The organism is Streptomyces sp. NPDC012935, from assembly GCF_042900345.1.
GTDB lineage: Bacteria > Actinomycetota > Actinomycetes > Streptomycetales > Streptomycetaceae > Streptomyces.
In genome coordinates, this window is the sequence record NZ_JBIBBC010000016.1 from 102,749 (window position 1) to 123,467 (window position 20,719).

Here is a 20,719-nt window from a genome sequence, read left to right on the forward strand (position 1 = left end):
TGGATCTCTTGATCAATGTCGGGCCGCCGGCCCGCCTGCCGGTGAGCCGACGCACCTGGTCAGCCTGCGAGTGCCGTTGTCACCGTGAGCTCACGCACCGCCACGACGTCCATCCGCGCGGGTGAGCCGAGCACCGAACCACAGCTCTCGGAACGCGGCGGCACGGAGGTCTCCTGCGCGACGACGACCCGCCAGTGGCGCCCGTCCACGTGGGCGACGGTCACTTCCCACCGCGGGGCCGCACCGTCCGTCCGTACGACACTCAGGGCTTCGGCGGCGTACTCGCCCGCAGCCGAGCGGACGGCCAGCTCGGCCGCCTGGCCCGGTCGCTCCCAGGCCGAGTTCCCGCGGCACCCCTCGACGACGATCCGGCCCTCCTGGACGCTGTGCAGGACATCCTTGACGGCGTGGGCCTGCGCCCGGCCGTAGGCGTAGCCGTACGGCAGCACGAGCAGCGTCGGTGAGAACCGGTGCCCACCCAGATGAGTGACTTCCCAGACGCCGTCCACGCCGGAGCCGGCGAGCTCGGCCGCGAGGGGGCGGCCCAGGAGGGCGCAGCAGCGGTCCCGCTTGCCGTTGGTGCAGACCAGCGCGAGCGGGCCGCCGGTGTGGGGCCGCCCCTGGAGCGCCGAACCGAAGGAGCGGTGGTCGCCCTTGCCGAGCGCGGCGAAGTCCAGGTCGAGCAGCCGGCGGGGATCGCGTGTGGTGGCGGAGTGCAGCCATACGTTGCCGGGGCTGGTGTGGGCCACGTAGACCCGGCGCTCGGCCGGAATCCCGCAGTCGGCGTGTCGGCCGGGGCGGCGGATCAGCGCGACGCGCACGCCCGTGCCCTGTGCGGCCGCCTCCAGGGCGCGGCCCAGCGCGGGATCGAGGTGGCTCTGCGTGAGTGCCTTGGCACCCCACGGGCCGGGCTGCTCCAGCAGCAGCCAGGTCGTCGCGGTCGCCGCGGTCCCCGCGACGGGCTCGTCGAGGTCCTGCGAGACGGTTGAGCACGTACTCACAGAGGTGAGCCTAACCTGACTCGAGTGGCGGTGGCGGCTCGAGGGGCTGACACACGTGTGGCCTGGAGCCGTTCTGGCGCCAGGCCTCATCGGTGGAGATCGAGCAGTGACGGGGTGCCGGCCGCTCGCCGGGTCGGTGGCCCGGCTCGCTCAACGGTTGTGCGCGGCCGGGGGAGTGTGACGGTACGGGTCTGGGGTGGACGCGTGCTCGTGCGGTGGTCTCAGGCGTCGGGGATGTCTGCCTTGGCCCGGATGAGAGTCTCCCGGCTGACGATGACGATGCGCTCGTAGTCGGCGCGGGCGGCGTCGGCGGGCAGTTCCGGGTCAAGCGCCTCGGTGGCCTCGGTGCCGATGACGGCGAAATTACCGTCACTGAGTTCGAACACGTCCGGGCAGTTGGCTCCTGAGTTGCTGCCTCGGGCGCTTGGAGGCACACCGATACGACGCACGATTTTCAAGGGTTACCGTTCCTTACCAAGATCTGGGCACACTGGTGGAACAGAAACGCTACCGGGTTTGGTGGGTCGTTCGCGGCGGCACGGGTAAAAGTCACCCGCTCGTGCCTTAGCGGCGGCAGCTTGATCGGAGGCGTGGTAATGGCGGTCAGTCGGATGGCGGCTCGCCCACTACCCACCACTCGTCCGTATCGGCCTCGTCGAGGTCCCTGACCAGGCCGTCGACCATGCGTCCGATTTTAGCTTCCTCGGACGATTCATTCAGGGTCGCGCGCTGAGCTCTTGATGCCCGCCAGTATTCGCGGAACACGGGGCTCTGAAAGAACTCGCGCAGATATTCGTACAACTCCTCCCGATCCAGGATTCCCGCCCGGTAAAGGTGGTAGAGGTGGACGTACCACGCATTGGCATAGAAAAACTGCCGCCGCCTCTCCGCAGGGATGCTCTTGTCGTAGGTGTCGATCACAGCCGCCAGTGAAGGATCGTCGATCGCTCGGGCCAATAGCTCCCAGTGCATGCGCTGCTGGTGAGCGAGCGCCTTTCGGCGGACTGCCAACTCCTCGAGTGCCAGTCGCCTCTCCTCCAGGCGTGCCGCGTCGAGGCGACGCTGACGCGACGCCAGCGTGGCCGTGGCGAGCAGCAGGCTCAGTGCGGCTGAGCCCAGCCTCCTCGCCGAGTGCTTCCGTGTGGTCATGTCAATTACCCCCGATCAAACGGCCGTCCGCCGGTCGTCGGATGCGGGTCGACTGGAGGGGACCGGCGAGCGGTGGGCGGCGCTTGCCGTCTCCCAGAGTGCCGAGCGGCTCTGATCGGCGGGGAGGCGGAGAGGAGGCGCACGGAGGGAAGCGAGGGTCGCACGCTCCGGCGCCATGCCCAACGTCTGCCCGGCAAGTGCTGCTAACAATCGTTCACTTCGCAGTGATTCTTCCGGCTCGTATCCTGGGTCGGCATTCAATCTTCGTACGTGCGCCGACCTCGCGAGCCGGTGCACCCGTCGGCGTGAGAGAGGTCGCACGTTGAGTCAGCCGAGCCCCGGTCCGCAGCAGATTCCGGTCGTCGTCCTCGCCGGATTCCTCGGTTCCGGCAAGACGACTCTGCTCAATCACCTCCTCCACCGCAGCGGCGGCACCCGCATCGGCGCCATCGTCAACGACTTCGGGGCCATCGAGATCGACGCCATGGCCGTCGCCGGCGCGCTCGGCGACTCCACCGTCTCCCTTGGGAACGGTTGCCTGTGCTGTGCCGTCGACTCCAGCGAGCTGGACGTCTACCTGGAGCGGCTCGCCCGGCCCTCCACCGGCATCGACGTCATCGTCATCGAGGCCAGCGGACTCGCCGAGCCCCAGGAACTCGTGCGCATGGTGCTCGCCAGCGAGCATCCGGGCATCGTGTACGGCGGACTCGTCGAGGTTGTCGACGCCGCCGAGTTCGAGGACACGCGCGCCAAGCACCCCGAGGTCGACCGGCATCTCGCCCTCGCCGACCTCGTTGTCGTCAACAAGCTCGACCGCGCGGCGGACGGGGAGCGCGTCCTCGGGCTGGTCCGCGGTCTCACCGACGGAGCCGCCGTGGTCCCTGCCACCTATGCCCGTATCGACCCCGAGTTCCTCTTCGACTGCCGGCCCGGCGAGGAGCGCATCGGGCAGCTGTCCTTCGACGACCTGCACCAGCACGGCAGCCCGCACCAGCACGACGGTCTGCATGAGCACGGTGAGGACCACTCCGGCCATCTGCACACCGGCTACGACAGCCTGTCCTTCACCTCCGAAGTTCCCCTCGACCCACGTCGGCTGATGGAGTTCCTGGACAGCAGGCCGCAGGGGCTCTACCGCATCAAGGGGTACGTCGACTTCGGCCCGTACGACGTTCACAACCGTTACGCCGTCCACGTCGTCGGCCGCTTTCTCCGCTTCTACCCGGAGCCCTGGCCGGCCGTCGAAACGCGCCTCACCCAGCTCGTGCTCATCGGCTCCGACATCGATTCCGCTGCCCTGGCCAAGGATCTGGAGGCGTGCAAGAGCGACGCCCCACACGCCGACGAGCACGGCATGTGGGGCGTCCTGCGCTACGTACAGGACCCGGAGGACCAGGACCCGGAGGACCAGGACCCGGAGGACCAGGACCCGGAGGACCAGGACCCGGAGGGCCAGGGCGCGGAGGACGGGGGCTTCGAGGAGGTCTAGACCGGGCCCGCCACCACAGACACCGTCTTCGGCAGCGACACCCCGGAGCCGTCGCGGCGCGGATCGATCTCCGGGAGATCGGCCGGGGTGCCGTTCTTCTGCGCGGCCCGTGCCGGGACGGCGCCCGCCCAGGCCAGAGCCAGGCAGTCCTCGCCCTTCAGGAACCGCTGGCAGCGCACGCCACCGGTGGCGCGGCCCTTGCGGGGGTACTGGTCGAAGGGGGTCAGCTTGGCCGTCGTCTGGACCGAGTCGTCCAGCGTGCCGCGTGAGCCCGCGACCGTGAACACCACCGCGTCGACCGCCGGGTCCACGGCCGTGAAGGAGATCACCTTCGCGCCCTCGGCAAGCTTGATGCCCGTCATACCGCCGGCGGCGCGGCCCTGCGGGCGGACCTGCGAGGCCTGGTAGCGCAGCAACTGTGCGTCGTCCGTGATGAAGACCAGGTCCTCCTCACCCGTGCGCAGCTCGATCGCGCCGACGATCCGGTCGTCCTCCTTCAGGGTGATGACCTCCAACTCGTCCTTGTTGCTCGGGTAGTCGGGCACCACGCGCTTGACGACACCCTGTTCGGTGCCGATCGCCAGGCCCGGGGAGGACTCGTCGAGCGTGGTCAGGCAGACCAGGGTCTCGTCACCCTCCAGAGAGACGAACTCCGACAGGGGCGCGCCGCCGGAGAGATTCGGCCGCGCCGCGGTCTCCGGCAGCTGGGGCAGATCGACGACGTTGATCCGCAGCAGGCGGCCTGTGGACGTCACCGCGCCCACCTCGCCGCGGGCCGTGGCCGGCACCGCCGAGACGATCACGTCGTGCTTGGAGCGCTTCGCCTCGCCGTCCTCCGCGAACGGGTCGCCGTTCGCCGTACGGGCGAGCAGACCCGTCGAGGACAGCAGCACCCGGCACGGGTCGTCCGCCACCTGGAGCGACGCGGTGACGACCGGCGCACCCGCCGACTCCAGCAGGACCGTACGGCGCTCGGTGCCGAACTTCTTGGCGACCGAAGCCAGTTCGGCGGAGACCAGCTTGCGCAGCTCCGCGTCCGAGTCGAGGATCCGCGTCAGCTCGGCGATCTCCTCGTTCAGCCGCTCCTTCTCCGCCTCCAGCTCGATGCGGTCGTACTTGGTGAGACGGCGCAGCGGCGTGTCGAGGATGTACTGGGTCTGGACCTCGCTCAGCGAGAAGCGCTCCATCAGGCGCTCCTTCGCCTGCGCGGAGTTCTCGCTGGAGCGGATCAGGCGGATGACCTCGTCGATGTCCAGCAGCGCGGTGAGCAGTCCCTCGACCAGGTGCAGGCGGTCGCGGCGCTTGGTGCGGCGGAACTCGCTGCGGCGGCGGACGACCTCGAAGCGGTGGTCGAGGTAGACCTCCAGCAGCTCCTTCAGGCCCAGTGTGAGGGGCTGGCCGTCGACCAGCGCGACGTTGTTGATGCCGAAGGACTCCTCCATCGGCGTCAGCTTGTACAGCTGCTCCAGGACCGCCTCCGGCACGAAGCCGTTCTTGATCTCGATGACCAGGCGCAGGCCGTGCTCGCGGTCGGTGAGGTCCTTGACGTCGGCGATGCCCTGCAGCTTCTTCGAGCCGACCAGGTCCTTGATCTTGGCGATCACCTTCTCCGGGCCGACCGTGAAGGGCAGTTCGGTGACGACGAGACCCTTGCGGCGGGCGGTCACGGTCTCGATCTCGACCGTGGCGCGGATCTTGAAGGTGCCGCGGCCCGTCTCGTACGCGTCCCGGATTCCGGCCAGGCCGACGATCCGGCCGCCGGTGGGCAGGTCGGGGCCGGGGACGTGCTTCATCAGGGTTTCCAGATCCGCGTTCGGGTGGCGGATCAGGTGGCGGGCGGCCGCGATGACCTCGGCGAGGTTGTGCGGCGGCATGTTCGTGGCCATGCCGACGGCGATGCCGGACGCGCCGTTGACCAGGAGGTTCGGGAAGGCGGCGGGCAGCGCCACCGGCTCCCGCTCCTGGCCGTCGTAGTTGGGCGTGAAGTTGACCGTGTCCTCGTCGATCGACTCGGTCATCAGACTGGTCGCAGCGGCCTGCCGGCATTCGGTGTACCGCATGGCGGCAGGCGGGTCGTCATTGCCCAGCGACCCGAAGTTGCCGTGGCCGTCGACCAGCGGGACACGCATCGAGAAGGGCTGGGCCATGCGCACCAGGGCGTCGTAGATCGACGCGTCGCCGTGCGGGTGCAACTTACCCATGACCTCGCCGATGACGCGGGCGCACTTCACATAGCCGCGGTCGGGGCGCAGACCCATCTCGTTCATCTGGTAGACGATGCGACGGTGCACGGGCTTGAGGCCGTCGCGGGCGTCCGGCAGGGCGCGGGAGTAGATGACCGAGTAGGCGTACTCGAGGAAGGAGCCCTGCATCTCGTCGACGACGTCGATGTCGAGGATCTTCTCCTCGTACGAGTCCTCGGGCGGCGGGTTCTTCGTGCTGCGGCGGGCCATCGCTGCCGGCTCCTCTGTTTCTGGTCGCTCGAGCGTTTGCGGATCTGACGCGGACCATTGTGGACCGCGGCACTGACAACCACCGACCAGGACCCGATGTTGGGCTCCGACCCGGCATCGCAGAAGTGTCTCCGACGCCGGACCTCCCGCGCGACGGAGGGGAGGGGCGGGGCACGAACATCATTGTCCGAGACCCCGCTTGCGGTCGGGGGACTCGACGGCAAGCCCGCGCCGCGAGACCGTTCACTCGCCGGAGTGATCGGCGGGCACCGTGCCAGGTCGCAGGGGGTACGAGCCCGCGTACGCCCGGTGGGCACGGTCGGCGCGTGCCGGGCCGCACCCCGTTCGGCAGGGTCGCGGGAGGGGACGGCGCGCTGTGCTCGAGGGCCGTCCCGCGCGTCGACGCGGGCCTGCACTCGGCCGCCTACCGGCACGGCGTTCTGACCGGGAACTTCGCCGACCCTTCGGACGCTGCATACAGTGGCAGGAACTGAACACGAACCGCTCGGCACAACGCAGTGCACGCGACCGGAAGGACACCTTGCCCATGGGTCACACGGCCACACCGGAGGCACAATCCGGCGGCCTCACCGCCACGGAGCACCGCCTGGCCAACGGGCTGCGCGTGGTGCTCTCCGAGGACCACCTCACGCCGGTCGCCGCGGTCTGCCTCTGGTACGACGTCGGCTCCCGCCACGAGGTCAAGGGCCGTACCGGACTCGCCCACCTCTTCGAGCACCTGATGTTCCAGGGCTCGAGCAGCGTGAAGGGCACGGGCCACTTCGAGCTCGTCCAGGGCGCGGGCGGCTCGCCGAACGGCACCACGAGCTTCGAGCGCACCAACTACTTCGAGACCATGCCCGCCCACCAGCTGGAGCTCGCGCTGTGGCTGGAGGCCGACCGCATGGGCAGCCTCCTGGTGGCGCTCGACGAGGAGGGCCTGGAAAACCAGCGCGACGTCGTCAAGAACGAGCGCCGCCAGCGCTACGACAACGTCCCGTACGGCACGGCGTTCGAGAAGCTGACCGCCCTGTCGTACCCCGACGGGCACCCCTACCACCACACGCCGATCGGCTCGATGGCCGACCTGGACGCGGCCAGCCTGGAGGACGCCCGCGCGTTCTTCCGCACCTACTACGCGCCCAACAACGCCGTCCTGTCGATCGTCGGCGACATCGACCCGGCGCAGACGCTCGCCTGGGTGGAGAAGTACTTCGGCTCCATCCAGTCCCACGACGGCAAGCCCGCGCCCCGCGACGGCTCGCTGCCCGACACCATCGGTGAGCAGCTGCGCGAGGTCGTCGAGGAGAACGTCCCCGCGCGCGCGATGATGGCCGCCTACCGGCTCCCGACGGACGGCACGCGCGAGTGCGACGCGGCCGACCTGGCGCTGACCGTCCTCGGCGGCGGCGAGTCCTCCCGCCTCTACAACCGGCTCGTACGCCGCGACCGTACGGCCGTGGCGGCCGGGTTCGGCCTGCTGCGCCTGGCCGGGGCGCCCTCCCTGGGCTGGCTGGACGTGAAGACGTCCGGCGACGTCGAGGTGCCCGTCATCGAGGCGGCCGTCGACGAGGAGCTCGCCCGCTTCGCACAGGAGGGTCCCACCGCCGAGGAGATGGAGCGCGCGCAGGCCCAGCTCGAGCGCGAGTGGCTGGACCGGCTCGGCACGGTCGCGGGCCGCGCCGACGAACTGTGCCGGTACGCCGTCCTGTTCGGCGACCCGCAGCTCGCCTTCACCGCCGTGCAGCGTGTCCTCGACGTCACCGCCGAGGAGGTCCAGGCGGTCGCCCAGGCCCGTCTGCGTCCCGACAACCGCGCGGTGCTGGTGTACGAGCCGGTCGCCGACGAGGCCGAGGACCTGGAAGCCGCCGCCGACGGGGCCGCACCCGCCGGGACCACCGACGAGAACGAGGAGTCGGCGCAGTGACCGAGCTCGCCAGCATGGAGTTCCACCCGCAGCCCCAGGCCGGCCAGGCCCGGCCCTGGGCGTTCCCGGCACCGGAGCGCGGCAAGCTGGACAACGGCCTGACGGTCCTGCGCTGCCACCGCCCCGGTCAGCGGGTCGTCGCCGTCGAGGTCCTCCTGGACACGCCCCTGGAGGCCGAGCCGAAGGGCCTGGACGGCATCGCCACGATCATGGCGCGTGCCTTCTCGGAGGGCACCGACAAGCACACCGCCGAGGAGTTCGCCGCCGAGCTGGAGCGCTGCGGCGCCACGCTCGACGCGTACGCCGATCACCCCGGCGTCCGCGTCAGCCTCGAGGTGCCCGTCTCCCGGCTGCCGAAGGCGCTCGGCCTGCTCGCCGACGCGCTCAGGGCGCCCGCGTTCGAGGACGCCGAGGTCGAGCGCCTGGTGCGCAACCGTCTCGACGAGATCCCGCACGAGCTGGCCAACCCCTCGCGCCGCGCCGCCAAGGAGCTGTCCCGGCAGCTGTTCCCGGCGACCTCGCGCATGTCCCGCCCGCGCCAGGGCACCGAGGACACGGTCGCCGGCATCGACTCCGCGGGGGTACGTGCCTTCTACGAGCGGCATGTGCGCCCGGCGACGTCCACCGTCGTGGTCGTCGGCGACCTCACCGGCGTCGACCTCGACGCCCTGCTCGGCGACACCCTGGGTGCCTGGACCGGCTCCGCGGCCCAGCCCCGGCCGGTTCCGCCGGTGACCGCCGACGACACCGGGCGCGTCGTCATCGTGGACCGCCCCGGCGCCGTCCAGACGCAGCTGCTGATCGGCCGCGTCGGCCCCGACCGGCACGACCGCGTCTGGCCCGCGCAGGTGCTCGGCACGTACTGCCTGGGCGGCACCCTCACCTCCCGTCTGGACAAGGTCCTGCGCGAGGAGAAGGGCTACACCTACGGTGTGCGCGCGTTCGGGCAGGTCCTGCGGTCCGCCCCGGACGGCTCGGGTGCGGCGATGCTCGCCATCAGCGGCTCCGTCGACACCCCGAACACCGGCCCCGCCCTGGACGACCTCTGGAAGGTCCTGCGTGGTGTCGCCGACGAGGGACTCACCGACGCCGAGCGGGACTTCGCCGTGCAGAACCTCGTCGGGGTGGCGCCGCTGAAGTACGAGACGGCAGCGGCCGTGGCGAGCACGCTGGCCGACCAGGTCGAGCAGCACCTGCCCGACGACTTCCAGGCCACGCTGTACCAGCAGCTCGCCGCGACCGGCACCGTCGAAGCCACCGCGGCGGCCGTGAGCGCCTTCCCGGTCGACCGTCTGGTGACGATCCTGGTCGGCGACGCGGCCGAGATCCGGGAGGCCGTCGAGGCCCTCCGCATCGGCGAAGTCAGCGTCGTGGCGGCCGAGTAGGGGACAGGCGCGGCGCCGGAGACGGCACGCACGCGGAGGGGCCCTGGTGACGGAAGAGTCACCAGGGCCCCTTTATGCCCGAATTGAGGGAGAGGTTGCCTGTCTGACCTGTGGGATGCACTACAAAAGGCCGGATCCGTTTGGGGATTGAAAGATGCCCCGTTTAGCGTCTTCCGGGCTGTCCGTCAGGCACTGCGCCGCGCCCGCGGCACCGGACAGTCATCGCCGAGTCCCCGTACGGCGCGAGCCAGGGGAGCCGGGGACCCATCGAAGTCCCTGGGGTGAATCGGACGCCCGCGCAGCCGCGAGGGGGTCCGTAGGAGACCTTCCTGCTCCGAACCCGTCAGCTAACCCGGTAGGCGAGAAGGAAGGAAAGGACCAGCCACTTCATGGCGTTCACCTGCGCCACCGGGAAGCGTTCCACGGGCAAGCACCGCCGTCCCAGCCGCTTCGAACGCACCACCGCCCGCGCCGCGGGCGTCGCCGCACTCACCGCCACCGGCGTCATCGGCACCCTGGCCGCCCCGGCTCTCGCCGCCGAACCGGCCGTCGAGCAGACCGGCCTCATACCCGTCGTCTCCGTCGAGAACTCGATCGCCGACCAGATCGACGCCCAGGCCGCCGCCCAGGAGCAGGCCGCCAAGGAGGCCGCGGCCCGCAAGAAGGCCGCCGAGGAAGCCGCGCGCAAGAAGGCGGCCGCGCAGGCGAAGAAGGAGCGCGAGGCCAAGGAGCGCGCCGCCCGCGAGGCCGAGCGCAAGCGCCTGCTGTCCTACGTCGCCCCGATCTCCGGCTCGTACGTCTCCACGGGCTACAAGGCCGGCGGCGCCGTCTGGTCCTCCGGCAGCCACACCGGCGTCGACTTCCACGCCGCCAGCGGCACCTCGGTCCACTCGGTGGCCTCCGGCACCGTCGTGGAGGCCGGCTGGGGCGGGTCGTACGGCAATCAGGTCGTGATCAAGATGAACGACGGCACGTACACCCAGTACGGCCACATGTCGTCCATAGCCGTCTCGGTGGGCCAGACGGTCACCCCCGGTCAGCAGATCGGACTGTCCGGCGCCACCGGCAACGTCACCGGGCCGCACCTGCACTTCGAGGCCCGCACGACGCAGGAGTACGGCTCCGACATCGACCCCGTCGCCTACCTGCGCTCGCACGGCGTGAACATCTGACGCCCCACCGCTGACGCCCGCACCGCGTCTTCCGAAAGCCCCGGCTCCCCGAGCCGGGGCTTTCAGCGTTTCGAACGACCCGCTGTCCAAAAAATATCCATGGATTCCGGCCCGCCGTCGGAAATTCCCGCCGGTTGCAATAGAGTCGCTGAACACACGTCATTCGTAGACGTTTCACGGGGATTAAGGCGGAGGTCGGTCATGCGTATTCCGGCGCACTCGGTATGCACCGCGATCCGGGACGACATCGTCGCCGGGGTCCACGCGCGCGGCGGCCGGCTCACCGAGGAACTCCTCGCCCGTCGCTACGGCGTCTCCCGCGTCCCCGTGCGCGAGGCCCTGCGCACCCTGGAGGCGGAGGGCTTCGTGGTGACCCGGCGGCACGCGGGCGCGTGCGTCGCCGAGCCGAGCGAACAGGAGGCCGCCGACCTGCTGGAGATGCGCGCCCTCCTGGAGCCGCTCGGCGCCTCCCGGGCCGCTCAGCGGCGCACCGAGGCCCATCTGAAGGTCCTGCGCGGACTGGTCAGACTGGGCCAGGAGCGGGCCCGGCGGGGAAACAGCGAGGACCTGCGCTCCCTGGGCGGCTGGTTCCACGAGACGCTGGCCCAGGCCTCCGGCAGCCCTGCCCTGACCTCGATGCTGACCCTGCTGCGCCACAAGATCGCCTGGATGTACGCCGTCGAGGCACCGGCCGATCCCGCGGAGTCCTGGACCGAGCACGGCGCGATCGTGGACGCCGTGGCGCGCGGTGACGGCGAGCGCGCCCGCGCGATCACAGCGCTGCACGCCGAGCGCTCGATCTCCGCGCACCGGCTGCGCTTCGGCTCCCGCGGTGATCGCACGGAGCGCGTGAGGAATTCGCAACATCCCGTAAACATGCCGAGCCTGCGGCATTAACACGGGAGCCGTATACAAAGAGGTGATATTCGGAGGCGGGGAATTTCCGCTGCCATTTTTCGGGTGTGCGGGTAATTCTCGGCCCGCCTGCCCCGAAGGCGGGAGCGCTCGCCCGGAAACGCGAAGCAATCTGACGCGGAACAGCGAAGCCGCGCCCGCCGGAATGACGGACGCGGCTTCACCGCTTGCTGGAGTCCCGCTCAGGTCATTCAGACCGTCTCGGGCAGCTCCTCGAGGCCTTCGGAGACCAGCTTCGCCAGACGGTCGAGAGCGGCGTCCGCACCCTCGGCGTCGGAGGCGAGGACGATCTCCTCGCCGCCCTGGGCACCCAGGCCCAGGACGGCCAGCATGGAGGCCGCGTTGACGGGGTTGCCGTCGGCCTTGGCGATCGTCACCGGGACGCCTGTGGCCGTGGCGGCTCGGACGAAGATGGAGGCGGGGCGGGCGTGGAGGCCCTCGGCCCAGCCGACGTTGACGCGGCGCTCAGCCATGTGATGCTGCCCTTCGGTGTTCAGGGTTGTCTAGACCAGTTTCCCACACCCGTGAAGCACGACGGAACTGGACGAACGTCTGACGAGCGTCCCCTCCTGAGGTGACCGTCGGGTCGCGGCCTCGACCCCACGTACGTCCTGAACAGACTGCCTCGCGCCGTTGTCGTACGCGAGCCGTACTCTGGGCCCCATGCAGAGCGCCTTGGACAGGCACGCGTACCCCGCCCACTGGGAAGCCGACGTGGTGCTGCGCGACGGCGGCACCGCGCGCATCCGCCCCATCACCGTTGATGACGCCGAGCGCCTGGTCAGCTTCTACGAGCAGGTGTCGGACGAGTCGAAGTACTACCGCTTCTTCGCGCCCTACCCGCGACTGTCCGCAAAGGACGTCCACCGCTTCACGCACCACGACTTTGTGGACCGGGTGGGACTCGCGGCCACGGTGGGCGGCGAGTTCATCGCCACCGTACGCTACGACCGGATCGGCGCCGACGGAATGCCCGCCTCCGCCCCCGCCGACGAGGCCGAGGTCGCCTTCCTCGTCCAGGACGCCCACCAGGGCCGCGGCGTCGCATCCGCCCTGCTCGAACACATCGGCGCTGTCGCCCGCGAGCGAGGCATCCGCCGCTTCGCCGCCGAGGTGCTGCCCGCCAACAACAAAATGATCAAGGTGTTCACGGACGCCGGGTACACCCAGAAACGCAGCTTCGAGGACGGCGTCGTCCGCCTGGAGTTCGACCTGGAGCCGACGGACCGCTCGCTCGCCGTGCAGTACGCGCGCGAACAGCGCGCCGAGGCACGGTCCGTGCAGCGGCTGCTGGTGCCCGGCTCGGTCGCCGTCGTCGGCGCGGGCCGCACCCCCGGCGGGGTGGGCCGCAGCGTCCTGGGCAACATCAGGGACGCCGGGTTCACGGGTCGGCTGTACGCGGTGAACAGGGCGTTCCCGGATGACCTCAAGGAACTCGACGGAGTGCCCGCGCACCGCTCCATGCCTGACATCGACGAACAGGTCGACCTCGCGGTGGTCGCCGTCCCGGCCGCGTACGTCCCCGAGGTCGTCGCCGAATGCGGCGAGCACGGCGTGCAGGGGCTGGTCGTGCTCTCCGCCGGATACGCCGAGAGCGGGCCCGACGGCCGCGAGCGGCAGCGTGAACTCGTAAGGCAGGCACGCGCGTACGGCATGCGCATCATCGGGCCGAACGCCTTCGGGATCATCAACACCTCCGCCGGCGTCCGGCTGAACGCCTCCCTGGCCCCCGAGATGCCCCGCCCGGGTCGCATCGGGCTGTTCGCCCAGTCCGGCGCGATCGGCATCGCGCTGCTGTCCCGGCTCCACCGGCGAGGCGGCGGCGTGACCGGCGTCACCGGTGTCTCGACCTTCGTCTCGTCCGGCAACCGGGCCGACGTGTCCGGCAACGACGTCCTTCAGTACTGGTACGACGACCCGGACACCGACGTCGCCCTGATGTACCTGGAGTCCATCGGCAACCCGCGCAAGTTCAACCGCCTCGCCCGGCGTACGGCGGCGGCCAAGCCGCTGGTCGTGGTGCAGGGCGCGCGACATGGCGGCGCGGCGCCGCAGGGCCATGCGGTGCGCGCCACGCGGCTGCCGCACGCCACGGTGTCCGCCCTGCTGCGGCAGGCCGGGGTGATCCGGGTGGACACCATCACCGAGCTGGTGGACGCGGGCCTGCTGCTCGCGCGCCAGCCACTGCCGACCGGGCCGCGGGTGGCGATCCTCGGCAACTCCGAGTCGCTGGGGCTGCTGACGTACGACGCGTGTCTCTCCGAGGGACTACGGCCGCTGCCGCCGCTGGATCTGACGACGGGGGCGTCGGCCGCGGACTTCCACGAGGCGTTGTCGCACGCACTCGCCGACGAGAGGTGCGACGCGGTCGTCGTCACCGCCATTCCGGCGATCGGCGACGCGTCGACCGGCGACGCCGAGCTGGCACAGGCCCTGCGGTCGGCGGCCGAGCAGGTGCCGGGGAAGCCGGTGCTGGTGGTGCACGTCGAGCTGGGCGGGCTCGCCGAAGCCCTGTCGGCCGCGGCGAGCACCGCACCGCAGGCGGACCGGAAGGCGCCCGGCGCCATGATCCGTCCCCACCCGATCCGCCCCCTGGACTTCCAGCCCGGGGCACCGTCCGAGCAGTCGGACACCGCACAGAGCCCGACGACCCTCATCCCTGCCTACCCCGCCGCCGAGCGCGCCGTCCGCGCCCTCGCCGAAGCCGTCAACTACGCGCAGTGGCGACGCGACGCGGCCGACCCGGGCAAGGTGCCCGAGTACGAGTCCATCGACGAGAAGGGCGCCGCCCAGCTGATCGGCGGCCTGCTCGCGCGCGGGCAGGGACTCACGCTCGGCACGGACGAGACCTGTGACCTGCTCGGGAAGTACGGCATCGAGGTGCACCGCGCCCTGCACGCGCCCACCCCCGACGCCGCCGCCGACGCCGCCCGCACCCTCGGCTACCCCGTCGCCCTCAAGGCCACCGCGCCGCACCTACGGCACCGCGCCGACCTCGGCGGGGTGCGGCTCGACCTCGCCGACGAGGAGCAACTGCGGCGGGCGTACGCCGAGTTGACCGGACTGTTCGGCAGGCCGGAGGAGCTGCGGCCGGTCGTGCAGAGCATGGCACCGCGCGGCGTCGACACCGTCGTAAGGGCCGTGATCGACCCGGCGGCCGGCGCCGTGCTGTCCTTCGGGCTCGCCGGAGCCGCCTCCCAGCTGCTCGGGGACATGGCGCACCGGCTGATCCCGGTCACCGACCGCGAGGCGACCTCGATCGTCCGCTCCATCCGGACGGCACCCCTCCTCTTCGGCTGGCGCGGCTCCGCTCCCGTCGACATGCCTTCGCTGGAGGAGCTGCTGCTGCGGGTGTCGCGGCTGGTCGACGACCACCCGGAGGTCGTCGCGGTCACCCTGGAACCGGTCGTTGTCGCCACCCACGGCCTGAGCGTGCTCGGCGCCTCCGTACGCCTCGCACCGCCGCCCGCCCGGGACGACCTCGGGCCGAGGACCCTGCCGACGTACTGAGAGCCCCCTCAGCGGTGCCTCGCAGTCAGTGCGCCCCCGTAGGATGGGCATCATGGCCAAGACCAGTACGACGACCCAGGGGCTGCGTGCGGCGATCGAGCGCAGCGGCTACTACCCGGCCCTCGTGGCCGAGGCGGTGGAGGCCGCTGTGGGCGGCGAGCCCATCCGGTCGTACCTGGTCCATCAGGAGACGACGTTCGACCAGAACGAGGTGCGGCGGCACGTGACCGTGCTCGTCCTCACCCACAACCGCTTCATCGTCAGCCACACCGACGAGCAGGCGGCCGACAGCACCTCCCCGACGCCGTACGCCACGACGTCCACCGAGTCCGTGAAGCTCGGCCGGATCTCCTCGGTCGTCGTCAGCCGCGTCGTCGCCAACCCGGAGTCGTACACGCCGGGCACGCTGCCCCGCGAGATCGTCCTCACCATCGGGTGGGGCGCGGTCTCCCGGCTCGACCTGGAGCCCGCCGCCTGCGGTGACCCCAACTGCGAGGCCGACCACGGCTACACGGGCAGTTCCACGGCGGACGACCTCAGCCTGCGCGTCAGCGAGGCCGGCGACGGACCGGAGACCGTGCGGCAGGCGCTCACCTTCGCGCAGTCGCTCTCCGAGGCGACCGCGGACATCGCCCGCTGAGATGATCCAGCCCACCGCCTGGGACTCCCACCCTGAACCCCTGGCCGTCGACTCCGCACCGGCCCCCGAGTACGGCAGCGGCTCGCTCGCCGATCTGCTGCCCACGCTGGCCGCCGGCATGGGCGTGCCGGAGATGACCGCCGCGATCCCCGAGCTGGCCGCCGCCGACCGTGCCTGCGTGTTCCTGATCGACGGCCTCGGCTGGGAGCAGCTCAAGGCGCACCCTGAGGAAGCGCCGTTCATGACGTCGCTCCTGAGCAGCTCGCGCGGCGGCACCGGCCGCCCGCTCACCGCCGGCTACCCCGCGACCACCGCGACCTCCCTGGCCTCCGTCGGCACCGGCCTGCCGCCGGGCGCGCACGGCCTGCCCGGGTACACCGTGCGCAATCCGGAGACCGGCGAGCTGATGAACCAGCTGCGCTGGCAGCCGTGGACGTCGCCGCGCGTCTGGCAGCCGTACCCCACGGTCTTCCAGCTGGCGCAGCAGGCGGGCGTGCACGCGGCGCAGGTGTCGTCCCCGACCTTCCAGAACACCCCGCTGACCAAGGTCGCGCTCAGTGGCGGAACGTTCCTGGGACGGCTGACCGGCGAGGACCGTATGGACCTCGCGGCCGAGCAACTGGCCGCGGGTGAGCGCTCCCTGGTCTACACGTACTACGCCGAACTCGACGGCGCCGGCCACCGCTACGGCGTCGACTCGGACACCTGGCGCGGCCAGCTCATGTACGTCGACCGGCTCGTCCAGCGCCTCGCCGAGCAGCTGCCGCCGCGCACCGCGCTCTACGTCACCGCCGACCACGGCATGATCGACGTGCCCTTCGACGAGCAGCACCGCATCGATTTCGACGAGGACTGGGAGCTGCGCGCCGGCGTCGCTCTGCTCGGCGGCGAGGGCCGCGCGCGGCACGTGTACGCGGTGCCGGGCGCCGCGAACGACGTCCTGACCTGCTGGCGCGAGGTGCTCGGCGAGCAGTTCTGGGTGGCCTCCCGGGACGAGGCGATCGCGGCGGGCTGGTTCGGCCCACGGATCGACGAGCGGGTGTACGGACGGATCGGCGACGTGATCGCGGCCGCGCGGGACGACGTCCTGATCATCGCCTCCGAGCGGGAGCCGAAGGAGTCGGCGATGGTCGGCAACCACGGTTCGATGACCCCCGCCGAGCAGTTGATCCCCCTGCTCGAAGTACGCTCCTGAAACCCCCGCAGCCCGCCGTAGCGACGCTCTCCGCCGAAAGGTGCTCAACTCAACATGCCCGAGCTGGTGTTCTTCTCCGGAACGATGGACTGCGGGAAGTCGACCCTGGCTCTCCAGATAGAGCACAACCGTTCGGCGCGTGGGCTGGCGGGCATGATCTTCACGCGTGACGACCGCGCGGGCGAGGGCAAGCTGTCCTCGCGGCTCGGCCTGGTCACGGACGCGGTGGAGGTCGAGGACGGCGTCGACCTGTACGCGTACGTCGTCGACCATCTCTCCAGGGGCGGCCGCGCGGACTACGTCATCGCCGACGAGGCCCAGTTCCTCGCCCCCGACCAGATCGACCAACTCGCCCGCGTGGTCGACGACCTGGGCATGGACGTCTACGCCTTCGGCATCACGACCGACTTCCGCAGCAAGCTGTTCCCCGGCTCGCAGCGCCTGGTGGAACTGGCCGACCGGGTCGAGGTGCTCCAGGTCGAGGCCCTGTGCTGGTGCGGCGCCCGCGCCACGCACAACGCCCGAACGATAGGCGGCGAGATGGTCGTCGAGGGCGCCCAGGTGGTCGTCGGCGACGTCAACCAGGCGGACGCCGTCGGCTACGAGGTCCTGTGCCGCCGCCACCACCGACGCCGGATGACGGCGGCGAGCGCACGGGCGGCGGCGCTGTCCCCGGACGTCCTTCCGGTGTAGCAGGTCCGATTCGAGATCCCGTTCGGCGGCCTTGCTCCCGAGCCCGTCAGCGCGGGTCCTGGATCAGGGAGAACCGGGCCCCCTCGGGGTCCGCCACCGTGGCCACACGGCCGTGGGCGCTGTCGTGGGCCGGCTTGAGGACATGGCCACCGAGGTCGACGACCCGGGCCAGTGTCTCGTCCGTGTCGGCGACCTCGAAGTACGTCACCCAGTGCGGGCCCCGGTCGCGCGGCAGGGAGGTGCCGACGCCGTGGATGCCGGCGACCGCGCGGCCGTCGACGAGCAGGGTGACGTAGTCGAAGTCGGCCGAGACCACAGGCTCCTCCTCGTACGCGAACACGGTCGCGTAGAACTTGGCCACGTTCACGGACTCGAAGGTCAGCAGCTCGTTCCAGGCCGGGGTGCCGGGCACGCCCGTGATGGCCGTGCCGCGGTGTTCCGCCCCCTGCCAGATGCCGAAGACGGCTCCGGACGGGTCGGAGCAGATCGCCAGCCGGCCGGCCTCGGCGGCGTCCAACGGGCCCACGCCGACCGTGCCGCCGCACTGCCGTACCGAGTCGGCGGTCAGGCCGACGTTGTTCGAGGCGAGGTAGGGCGTCCAGGCGATGGGGAGGTGGCGGTCGGGCGGCAGCTGGCCGATTCCGGCCACCTCACGGCCGTTCAGCAGGGCCCGCACATAGGGGCCGAGTTGCTGGGGGCCGGGCTGGAACTCCCAGCCGAACAACGCTCCGTAGAAGTCCTGGGTCGCGGCCAGTCCATGCACCATCAGACTCACCCAGCAGGGCGTGCCGGGCGCGTGCCGAGCGTGCGTCTCGCCGTTCGGGCCGGCCGACCCCCGTGCCTCGGTCATCGTCACTCTCTCCTCGGCCCCTCGCGGTGGCCGTGTCGCTTGCGCTGTCCGGACCCCCGTGCCGATGCTCGCACCACCCGTGGCCACGTGCGCTGCGGGCGCGCCGCGCACGGCGGCCGGTGCCCGGAGGATGCCCGGTGTGCGATTTACCGCCCGTTTCCGTGCGATTGCCGTCGGATGTCGATCGGCTGTACAGCATGTGCCTGATCCCGTACGCCTCGTGATCGGGCCTGTCCGGCGGGCAGAGTAACCGGACCGCGACGATGGGGCCACCCCGTGCGCAAGGATGGTGGCCATGAACGCCATCATCTCCGCATCAGAACTGGCCGGTGACCTGACGGGCGGCGACCCGCCCGTGCTGCTCGACGTCCGCTGGCAGTTGTCCCTGGCCAAGGCGTCGGGTGAGCCCTCTTTCGACGGCCGGGCCGAGTACGAGGCCGGGCACATCCCCGGCGCGGTCTACGTCGATCTGGACCGGGAACTGGCCTCCGAGCCCGGTTCGCGTGGGCGTCATCCACTGCCGGACTTGGCCGAATTCGGTACGGCGATGCGGCGGGCAGGCGTGACGTCCGGGACGCCGGTGGTTGTGTACGACGGCGGGCAGGGCTGGGCGGCGGCCCGGGCGTGGTGGCTGCTGCGCTGGACGGGCCACCCCGACGTGCGGGTCCTCGACGGCGGGTTGCCCACCTGGGAGGGGCCGCTGGAGACGTCCGTGCCGACCCCGGCGGAGGGCGACTTCGTACCGGCACCGGGGGCGACGGGACTGCTCGACGCCGACGGCGCCGCGGCGCTCGCCCGGTCCGGGGTGCTGCTGGACGCGCGGGCGGGGGAGCGCTACCGCGGCGAGGTCGAGCCGATCGACCCGGTCGGCGGCCACGTCCCGGGCGCCGTGTCCGCCCCCACGCACGAGAACGTGGCCGCGGACGGCCGCTTCCTCCCGGCGGGGGAACTCGCGGCACGCTTCAAGGCCCTGGGGGCGTCCCAGGGCACCGAGGTCGGCGTGTACTGCGGCTCGGGCGTCTCCGCCGCGCACCAGGTACTGGCGCTGGCGGTAGCAGGCATTCCGGCGGCGCTGTACGTCGGTTCGTGGTCGGAGTGGTCATCGGACCCGTCGCGGCCGGTGGCCGTGGGGGCGGATCCGCAGTAGGGCGCGACGAGCGGGGGAGCGGGGCGAGGACTCTCCGGAACCACCAGCGGCACGACCGCCCGGCCCACCCCGCACAGCACGAGGGCCGCGCTGCAACCGGCGCGGCCCTCGTCCTCGTACGACCGCACCCGCAGCCGTACGACCGACTACTCCTGCTTCTTCCTCCGCGTCCCGAACACGATCTCGTCCCAGCTCGGTACCGCGGCGCGGCGGCCCGGGCGGACGCCGTCCGCTTCGGCCTGGCGGTCCGTGGCGCCGATGAGGCGGTCGCGGTGGCTGCCGACGGAACGGGGCATCAGCACGTCCGCGTACGCGGAACCGGCGGAGGCGGCGGGAGCGGGAGGCTCCTCCGCTTCCGGTTCGGTGGGGGGTTCCTCCACCTCGGGCTCCGGCGGGCGCTCCGGCACCACCATGTCGCCGCGGAAGCTGGGCACCGCCTCCAGCAGGCTGGTGAGCGAGTCCCGTTCCTCCGTGGTCTCCTCGACCGGCTCGGAGGCCTGAGCCGGCAGGCTCGGGCGCTCGGTGCGCTCCAGGGCACGGTCCATCGAACGCTCGCGCGGAAGCCGGGCGATACGCGGCACGAACGGGAAGCTGGGCTCCGGCGCGGCGAGGTCGTCGGACTCGCCGATCAGCGAGCGCGCCTCCTCGTCGACGGCCTGGACGAGCCGCCGGGGCGGGTCGTACGTCCAGCTCGCCGAGTGCGGTTCGCCCGCCACCATGTAGACCAGCAGCACTTCCCAGGTGCCGTCGTCGCGGCGCCAGGAGTCCCACTGCACGGTGTCCTTGTCGGCGCCGCGCAGCAGCAGTCGCTCCTGGACGGCCTCGCCGAGCTGCGGACCGGCCGCGTTCTCGCCGGGCCGGCGGACGGGAGTCTTGCGGGCCCGTTCGGCCATGAAGGCACGCTCGGCGAGCACGGGGCCCTCGAAGCGCCGTACGCGGTCGACGGGGATGCCGGCGAGTTGGGCGACCTCTTCCGCGGTCGCACCAGCTCGTATACGCGCCTGGATGTCACGGGGGCGGAGATGGCTCTCCACCTCGATCTCGATCTGGCCGAGGCGGGGACGGTCGCCGCGCACGGCGGCGCGCAGGCGTTCGTCGATCGGAAGGGTGTACTCCGTCGCGTCGGCAGCCTTCAGCACCAGCCGTGTGCCGTCATTGGAGACGGCCACGACACGCAGTTCGGGCATGGGGAC

17 protein-coding genes and 1 riboswitch are annotated in these 20,719 nt (G+C 71.3%); of the genes, 10 read left to right on the top strand and 7 right to left on the bottom strand.

Annotated elements, in window-relative coordinates; genetic code table 11:
* Window positions 1-59 precede the first annotated feature (59 nt).
* The 3 genes from ACFY5C_RS31445 to ACFY5C_RS31455 form a co-directional block, all read right to left on the bottom strand.
* A complete protein-coding gene (locus ACFY5C_RS31445; RefSeq protein ID WP_389450489.1) occupies window positions 60-1,001 on the bottom strand; it encodes a sucrase ferredoxin in 942 nt (313 codons plus the stop codon).
* Window positions 1,002-1,222: 221 nt separating this feature from the next.
* Window positions 1,223-1,459 (bottom strand): hypothetical protein, encoded by a 237-nt coding sequence (locus tag ACFY5C_RS31450; protein ID WP_328878672.1) that lies wholly within the window; start codon window positions 1,457-1,459, stop codon window positions 1,223-1,225.
* A 145-nt stretch (window positions 1,460-1,604) separates the two neighbouring features.
* A complete protein-coding gene (locus ACFY5C_RS31455) occupies window positions 1,605-2,150 on the bottom strand; it encodes a DUF6082 family protein (RefSeq protein WP_389450492.1) in 546 nt (181 codons plus the stop codon).
* A 322-nt stretch (window positions 2,151-2,472) separates the two neighbouring features.
* On the opposite strand from ACFY5C_RS31455, the gene ACFY5C_RS31460 reads away from it, so the two are divergent.
* Complete coding sequence (locus ACFY5C_RS31460; RefSeq protein WP_389450494.1) at window positions 2,473-3,639, top strand: CobW family GTP-binding protein; 1,167 nt, start codon at window positions 2,473-2,475, stop codon at window positions 3,637-3,639.
* Here ACFY5C_RS31460 and ACFY5C_RS31465 read toward each other — a convergent pair.
* Window positions 3,636-6,092: a DNA topoisomerase (ATP-hydrolyzing) subunit A gene (locus ACFY5C_RS31465; protein WP_389450497.1), complete on the bottom strand. Its 2,457-nt coding sequence runs from the start codon at window positions 6,090-6,092 to the stop codon at window positions 3,636-3,638. The genes ACFY5C_RS31460 and ACFY5C_RS31465 overlap by 4 nt on opposite strands.
* Window positions 6,093-6,639: 547 nt before the next feature.
* On the opposite strand from ACFY5C_RS31465, the gene ACFY5C_RS31470 reads away from it, so the two are divergent.
* The 4 genes from ACFY5C_RS31470 (at window position 6,640) to ACFY5C_RS31485 (ending at window position 11,473) form a co-directional block, all read left to right on the top strand.
* Window positions 6,640-8,019 (top strand): M16 family metallopeptidase, encoded by a 1,380-nt coding sequence (locus ACFY5C_RS31470; RefSeq protein WP_389450500.1) that lies wholly within the window; start codon window positions 6,640-6,642, stop codon window positions 8,017-8,019.
* The gene (locus tag ACFY5C_RS31475; protein ID WP_389450503.1) at window positions 8,016-9,404 is read left to right on the top strand and encodes a M16 family metallopeptidase; all 1,389 of its coding nucleotides are present in this window, start codon (window positions 8,016-8,018) and stop codon (window positions 9,402-9,404) included. The genes ACFY5C_RS31470 and ACFY5C_RS31475 overlap by 4 nt, the downstream gene beginning before the upstream one ends.
* Before the next feature lie 213 nt (window positions 9,405-9,617).
* A riboswitch (cyclic di-AMP (ydaO/yuaA leader) is annotated at window positions 9,618-9,780 on the top strand.
* A 13-nt stretch (window positions 9,781-9,793) separates the two neighbouring features.
* Window positions 9,794-10,576 (top strand): M23 family metallopeptidase, encoded by a 783-nt coding sequence (locus tag ACFY5C_RS31480; protein WP_389450506.1) that lies wholly within the window; start codon window positions 9,794-9,796, stop codon window positions 10,574-10,576.
* A 201-nt stretch (window positions 10,577-10,777) separates the two neighbouring features.
* Window positions 10,778-11,473: a GntR family transcriptional regulator gene (locus ACFY5C_RS31485; protein WP_389450508.1), complete on the top strand. Its 696-nt coding sequence runs from the start codon at window positions 10,778-10,780 to the stop codon at window positions 11,471-11,473.
* Window positions 11,474-11,682: 209 nt separating this feature from the next.
* On the opposite strand, the gene ACFY5C_RS31490 is transcribed toward ACFY5C_RS31485, so the two are convergent.
* A complete protein-coding gene (locus ACFY5C_RS31490) occupies window positions 11,683-11,964 on the bottom strand; it encodes an HPr family phosphocarrier protein (RefSeq protein ID WP_019755624.1) in 282 nt (93 codons plus the stop codon).
* 190 nt (window positions 11,965-12,154) lie between these two features.
* Here ACFY5C_RS31490 and ACFY5C_RS31495 point away from each other — a divergent pair, with 190 nt between their 5' ends.
* The 4 genes from ACFY5C_RS31495 to ACFY5C_RS31510 are packed head-to-tail and all read left to right on the top strand — an operon-like array spanning window position 12,155 to window position 17,529.
* Window positions 12,155-15,001, top strand: a complete 2,847-nt coding sequence (locus tag ACFY5C_RS31495; RefSeq protein WP_389450511.1) for a GNAT family N-acetyltransferase — start codon at window positions 12,155-12,157, stop codon at window positions 14,999-15,001.
* A gap of 52 nt (window positions 15,002-15,053) precedes the next feature.
* Window positions 15,054-15,641 carry a DUF5998 family protein gene (locus ACFY5C_RS31500; RefSeq protein WP_383631317.1) on the top strand — a complete coding sequence of 196 codons (588 nt, stop codon included), beginning with the start codon at window positions 15,054-15,056 and terminating at the stop codon, window positions 15,639-15,641.
* Between the two features lies 1 nt (window position 15,642).
* Window positions 15,643-16,836, top strand: coding sequence for an alkaline phosphatase family protein (locus ACFY5C_RS31505; RefSeq protein ID WP_389450514.1), 1,194 nt, complete (start codon window positions 15,643-15,645; stop codon window positions 16,834-16,836).
* A gap of 54 nt (window positions 16,837-16,890) precedes the next feature.
* Window positions 16,891-17,529 (top strand): thymidine kinase, encoded by a 639-nt coding sequence (locus tag ACFY5C_RS31510; protein ID WP_389450517.1) that lies wholly within the window; start codon window positions 16,891-16,893, stop codon window positions 17,527-17,529.
* Between the two features lie 46 nt (window positions 17,530-17,575).
* Here ACFY5C_RS31510 and ACFY5C_RS31515 read toward each other — a convergent pair whose 3' ends face one another.
* Window positions 17,576-18,379, bottom strand: coding sequence for a VOC family protein (locus ACFY5C_RS31515; protein ID WP_389450520.1), 804 nt, complete (start codon window positions 18,377-18,379; stop codon window positions 17,576-17,578).
* A gap of 295 nt (window positions 18,380-18,674) precedes the next feature.
* Between ACFY5C_RS31515 and ACFY5C_RS31520 the strand changes: the two genes are divergently transcribed.
* On the top strand, window positions 18,675-19,526 hold the full coding sequence (locus tag ACFY5C_RS31520) for a sulfurtransferase (RefSeq protein ID WP_389450523.1): 852 nt from the start codon (window positions 18,675-18,677) through the stop codon (window positions 19,524-19,526).
* A 146-nt stretch (window positions 19,527-19,672) separates the two neighbouring features.
* Here ACFY5C_RS31520 and sepH read toward each other — a convergent pair whose 3' ends face one another.
* Entirely contained in the window at window positions 19,673-20,713 is a 1,041-nt protein-coding gene (gene sepH, locus ACFY5C_RS31525) for a septation protein SepH (RefSeq protein WP_389450526.1), read from the bottom strand.
* Window positions 20,714-20,719: the final 6 nt, after the last annotated feature.

Coding starts and splice junctions, on each gene's coding strand:
- ACFY5C_RS31455 (WP_389450492.1), bottom strand. CDS start 2,150: ATGACCACACGGAAGCACTCGGCGAGGAGGCTGGGCTCAGCCGCACTG.
- ACFY5C_RS31465 (WP_389450497.1), bottom strand. CDS start 6,092: ATGGCCCGCCGCAGCACGAAGAACCCGCCGCCCGAGGACTCGTACGAG.
- ACFY5C_RS31470 (WP_389450500.1), top strand. CDS start 6,640: ATGGGTCACACGGCCACACCGGAGGCACAATCCGGCGGCCTCACCGCC.
- ACFY5C_RS31480 (WP_389450506.1), top strand. CDS start 9,794: ATGGCGTTCACCTGCGCCACCGGGAAGCGTTCCACGGGCAAGCACCGC.
- ACFY5C_RS31485 (WP_389450508.1), top strand. CDS start 10,778: ATGCGTATTCCGGCGCACTCGGTATGCACCGCGATCCGGGACGACATC.
- ACFY5C_RS31490 (WP_019755624.1), bottom strand. CDS start 11,964: ATGGCTGAGCGCCGCGTCAACGTCGGCTGGGCCGAGGGCCTCCACGCC.
- ACFY5C_RS31495 (WP_389450511.1), top strand. CDS start 12,155: ATGCAGAGCGCCTTGGACAGGCACGCGTACCCCGCCCACTGGGAAGCC.
- ACFY5C_RS31500 (WP_383631317.1), top strand. CDS start 15,054: ATGGCCAAGACCAGTACGACGACCCAGGGGCTGCGTGCGGCGATCGAG.
- ACFY5C_RS31505 (WP_389450514.1), top strand. CDS start 15,643: ATGATCCAGCCCACCGCCTGGGACTCCCACCCTGAACCCCTGGCCGTC.
- ACFY5C_RS31510 (WP_389450517.1), top strand. CDS start 16,891: ATGCCCGAGCTGGTGTTCTTCTCCGGAACGATGGACTGCGGGAAGTCG.
- ACFY5C_RS31515 (WP_389450520.1), bottom strand. CDS start 18,379: ATGACCGAGGCACGGGGGTCGGCCGGCCCGAACGGCGAGACGCACGCT.
- ACFY5C_RS31520 (WP_389450523.1), top strand. CDS start 18,675: ATGAACGCCATCATCTCCGCATCAGAACTGGCCGGTGACCTGACGGGC.
- sepH (WP_389450526.1), bottom strand. CDS start 20,713: ATGCCCGAACTGCGTGTCGTGGCCGTCTCCAATGACGGCACACGGCTG.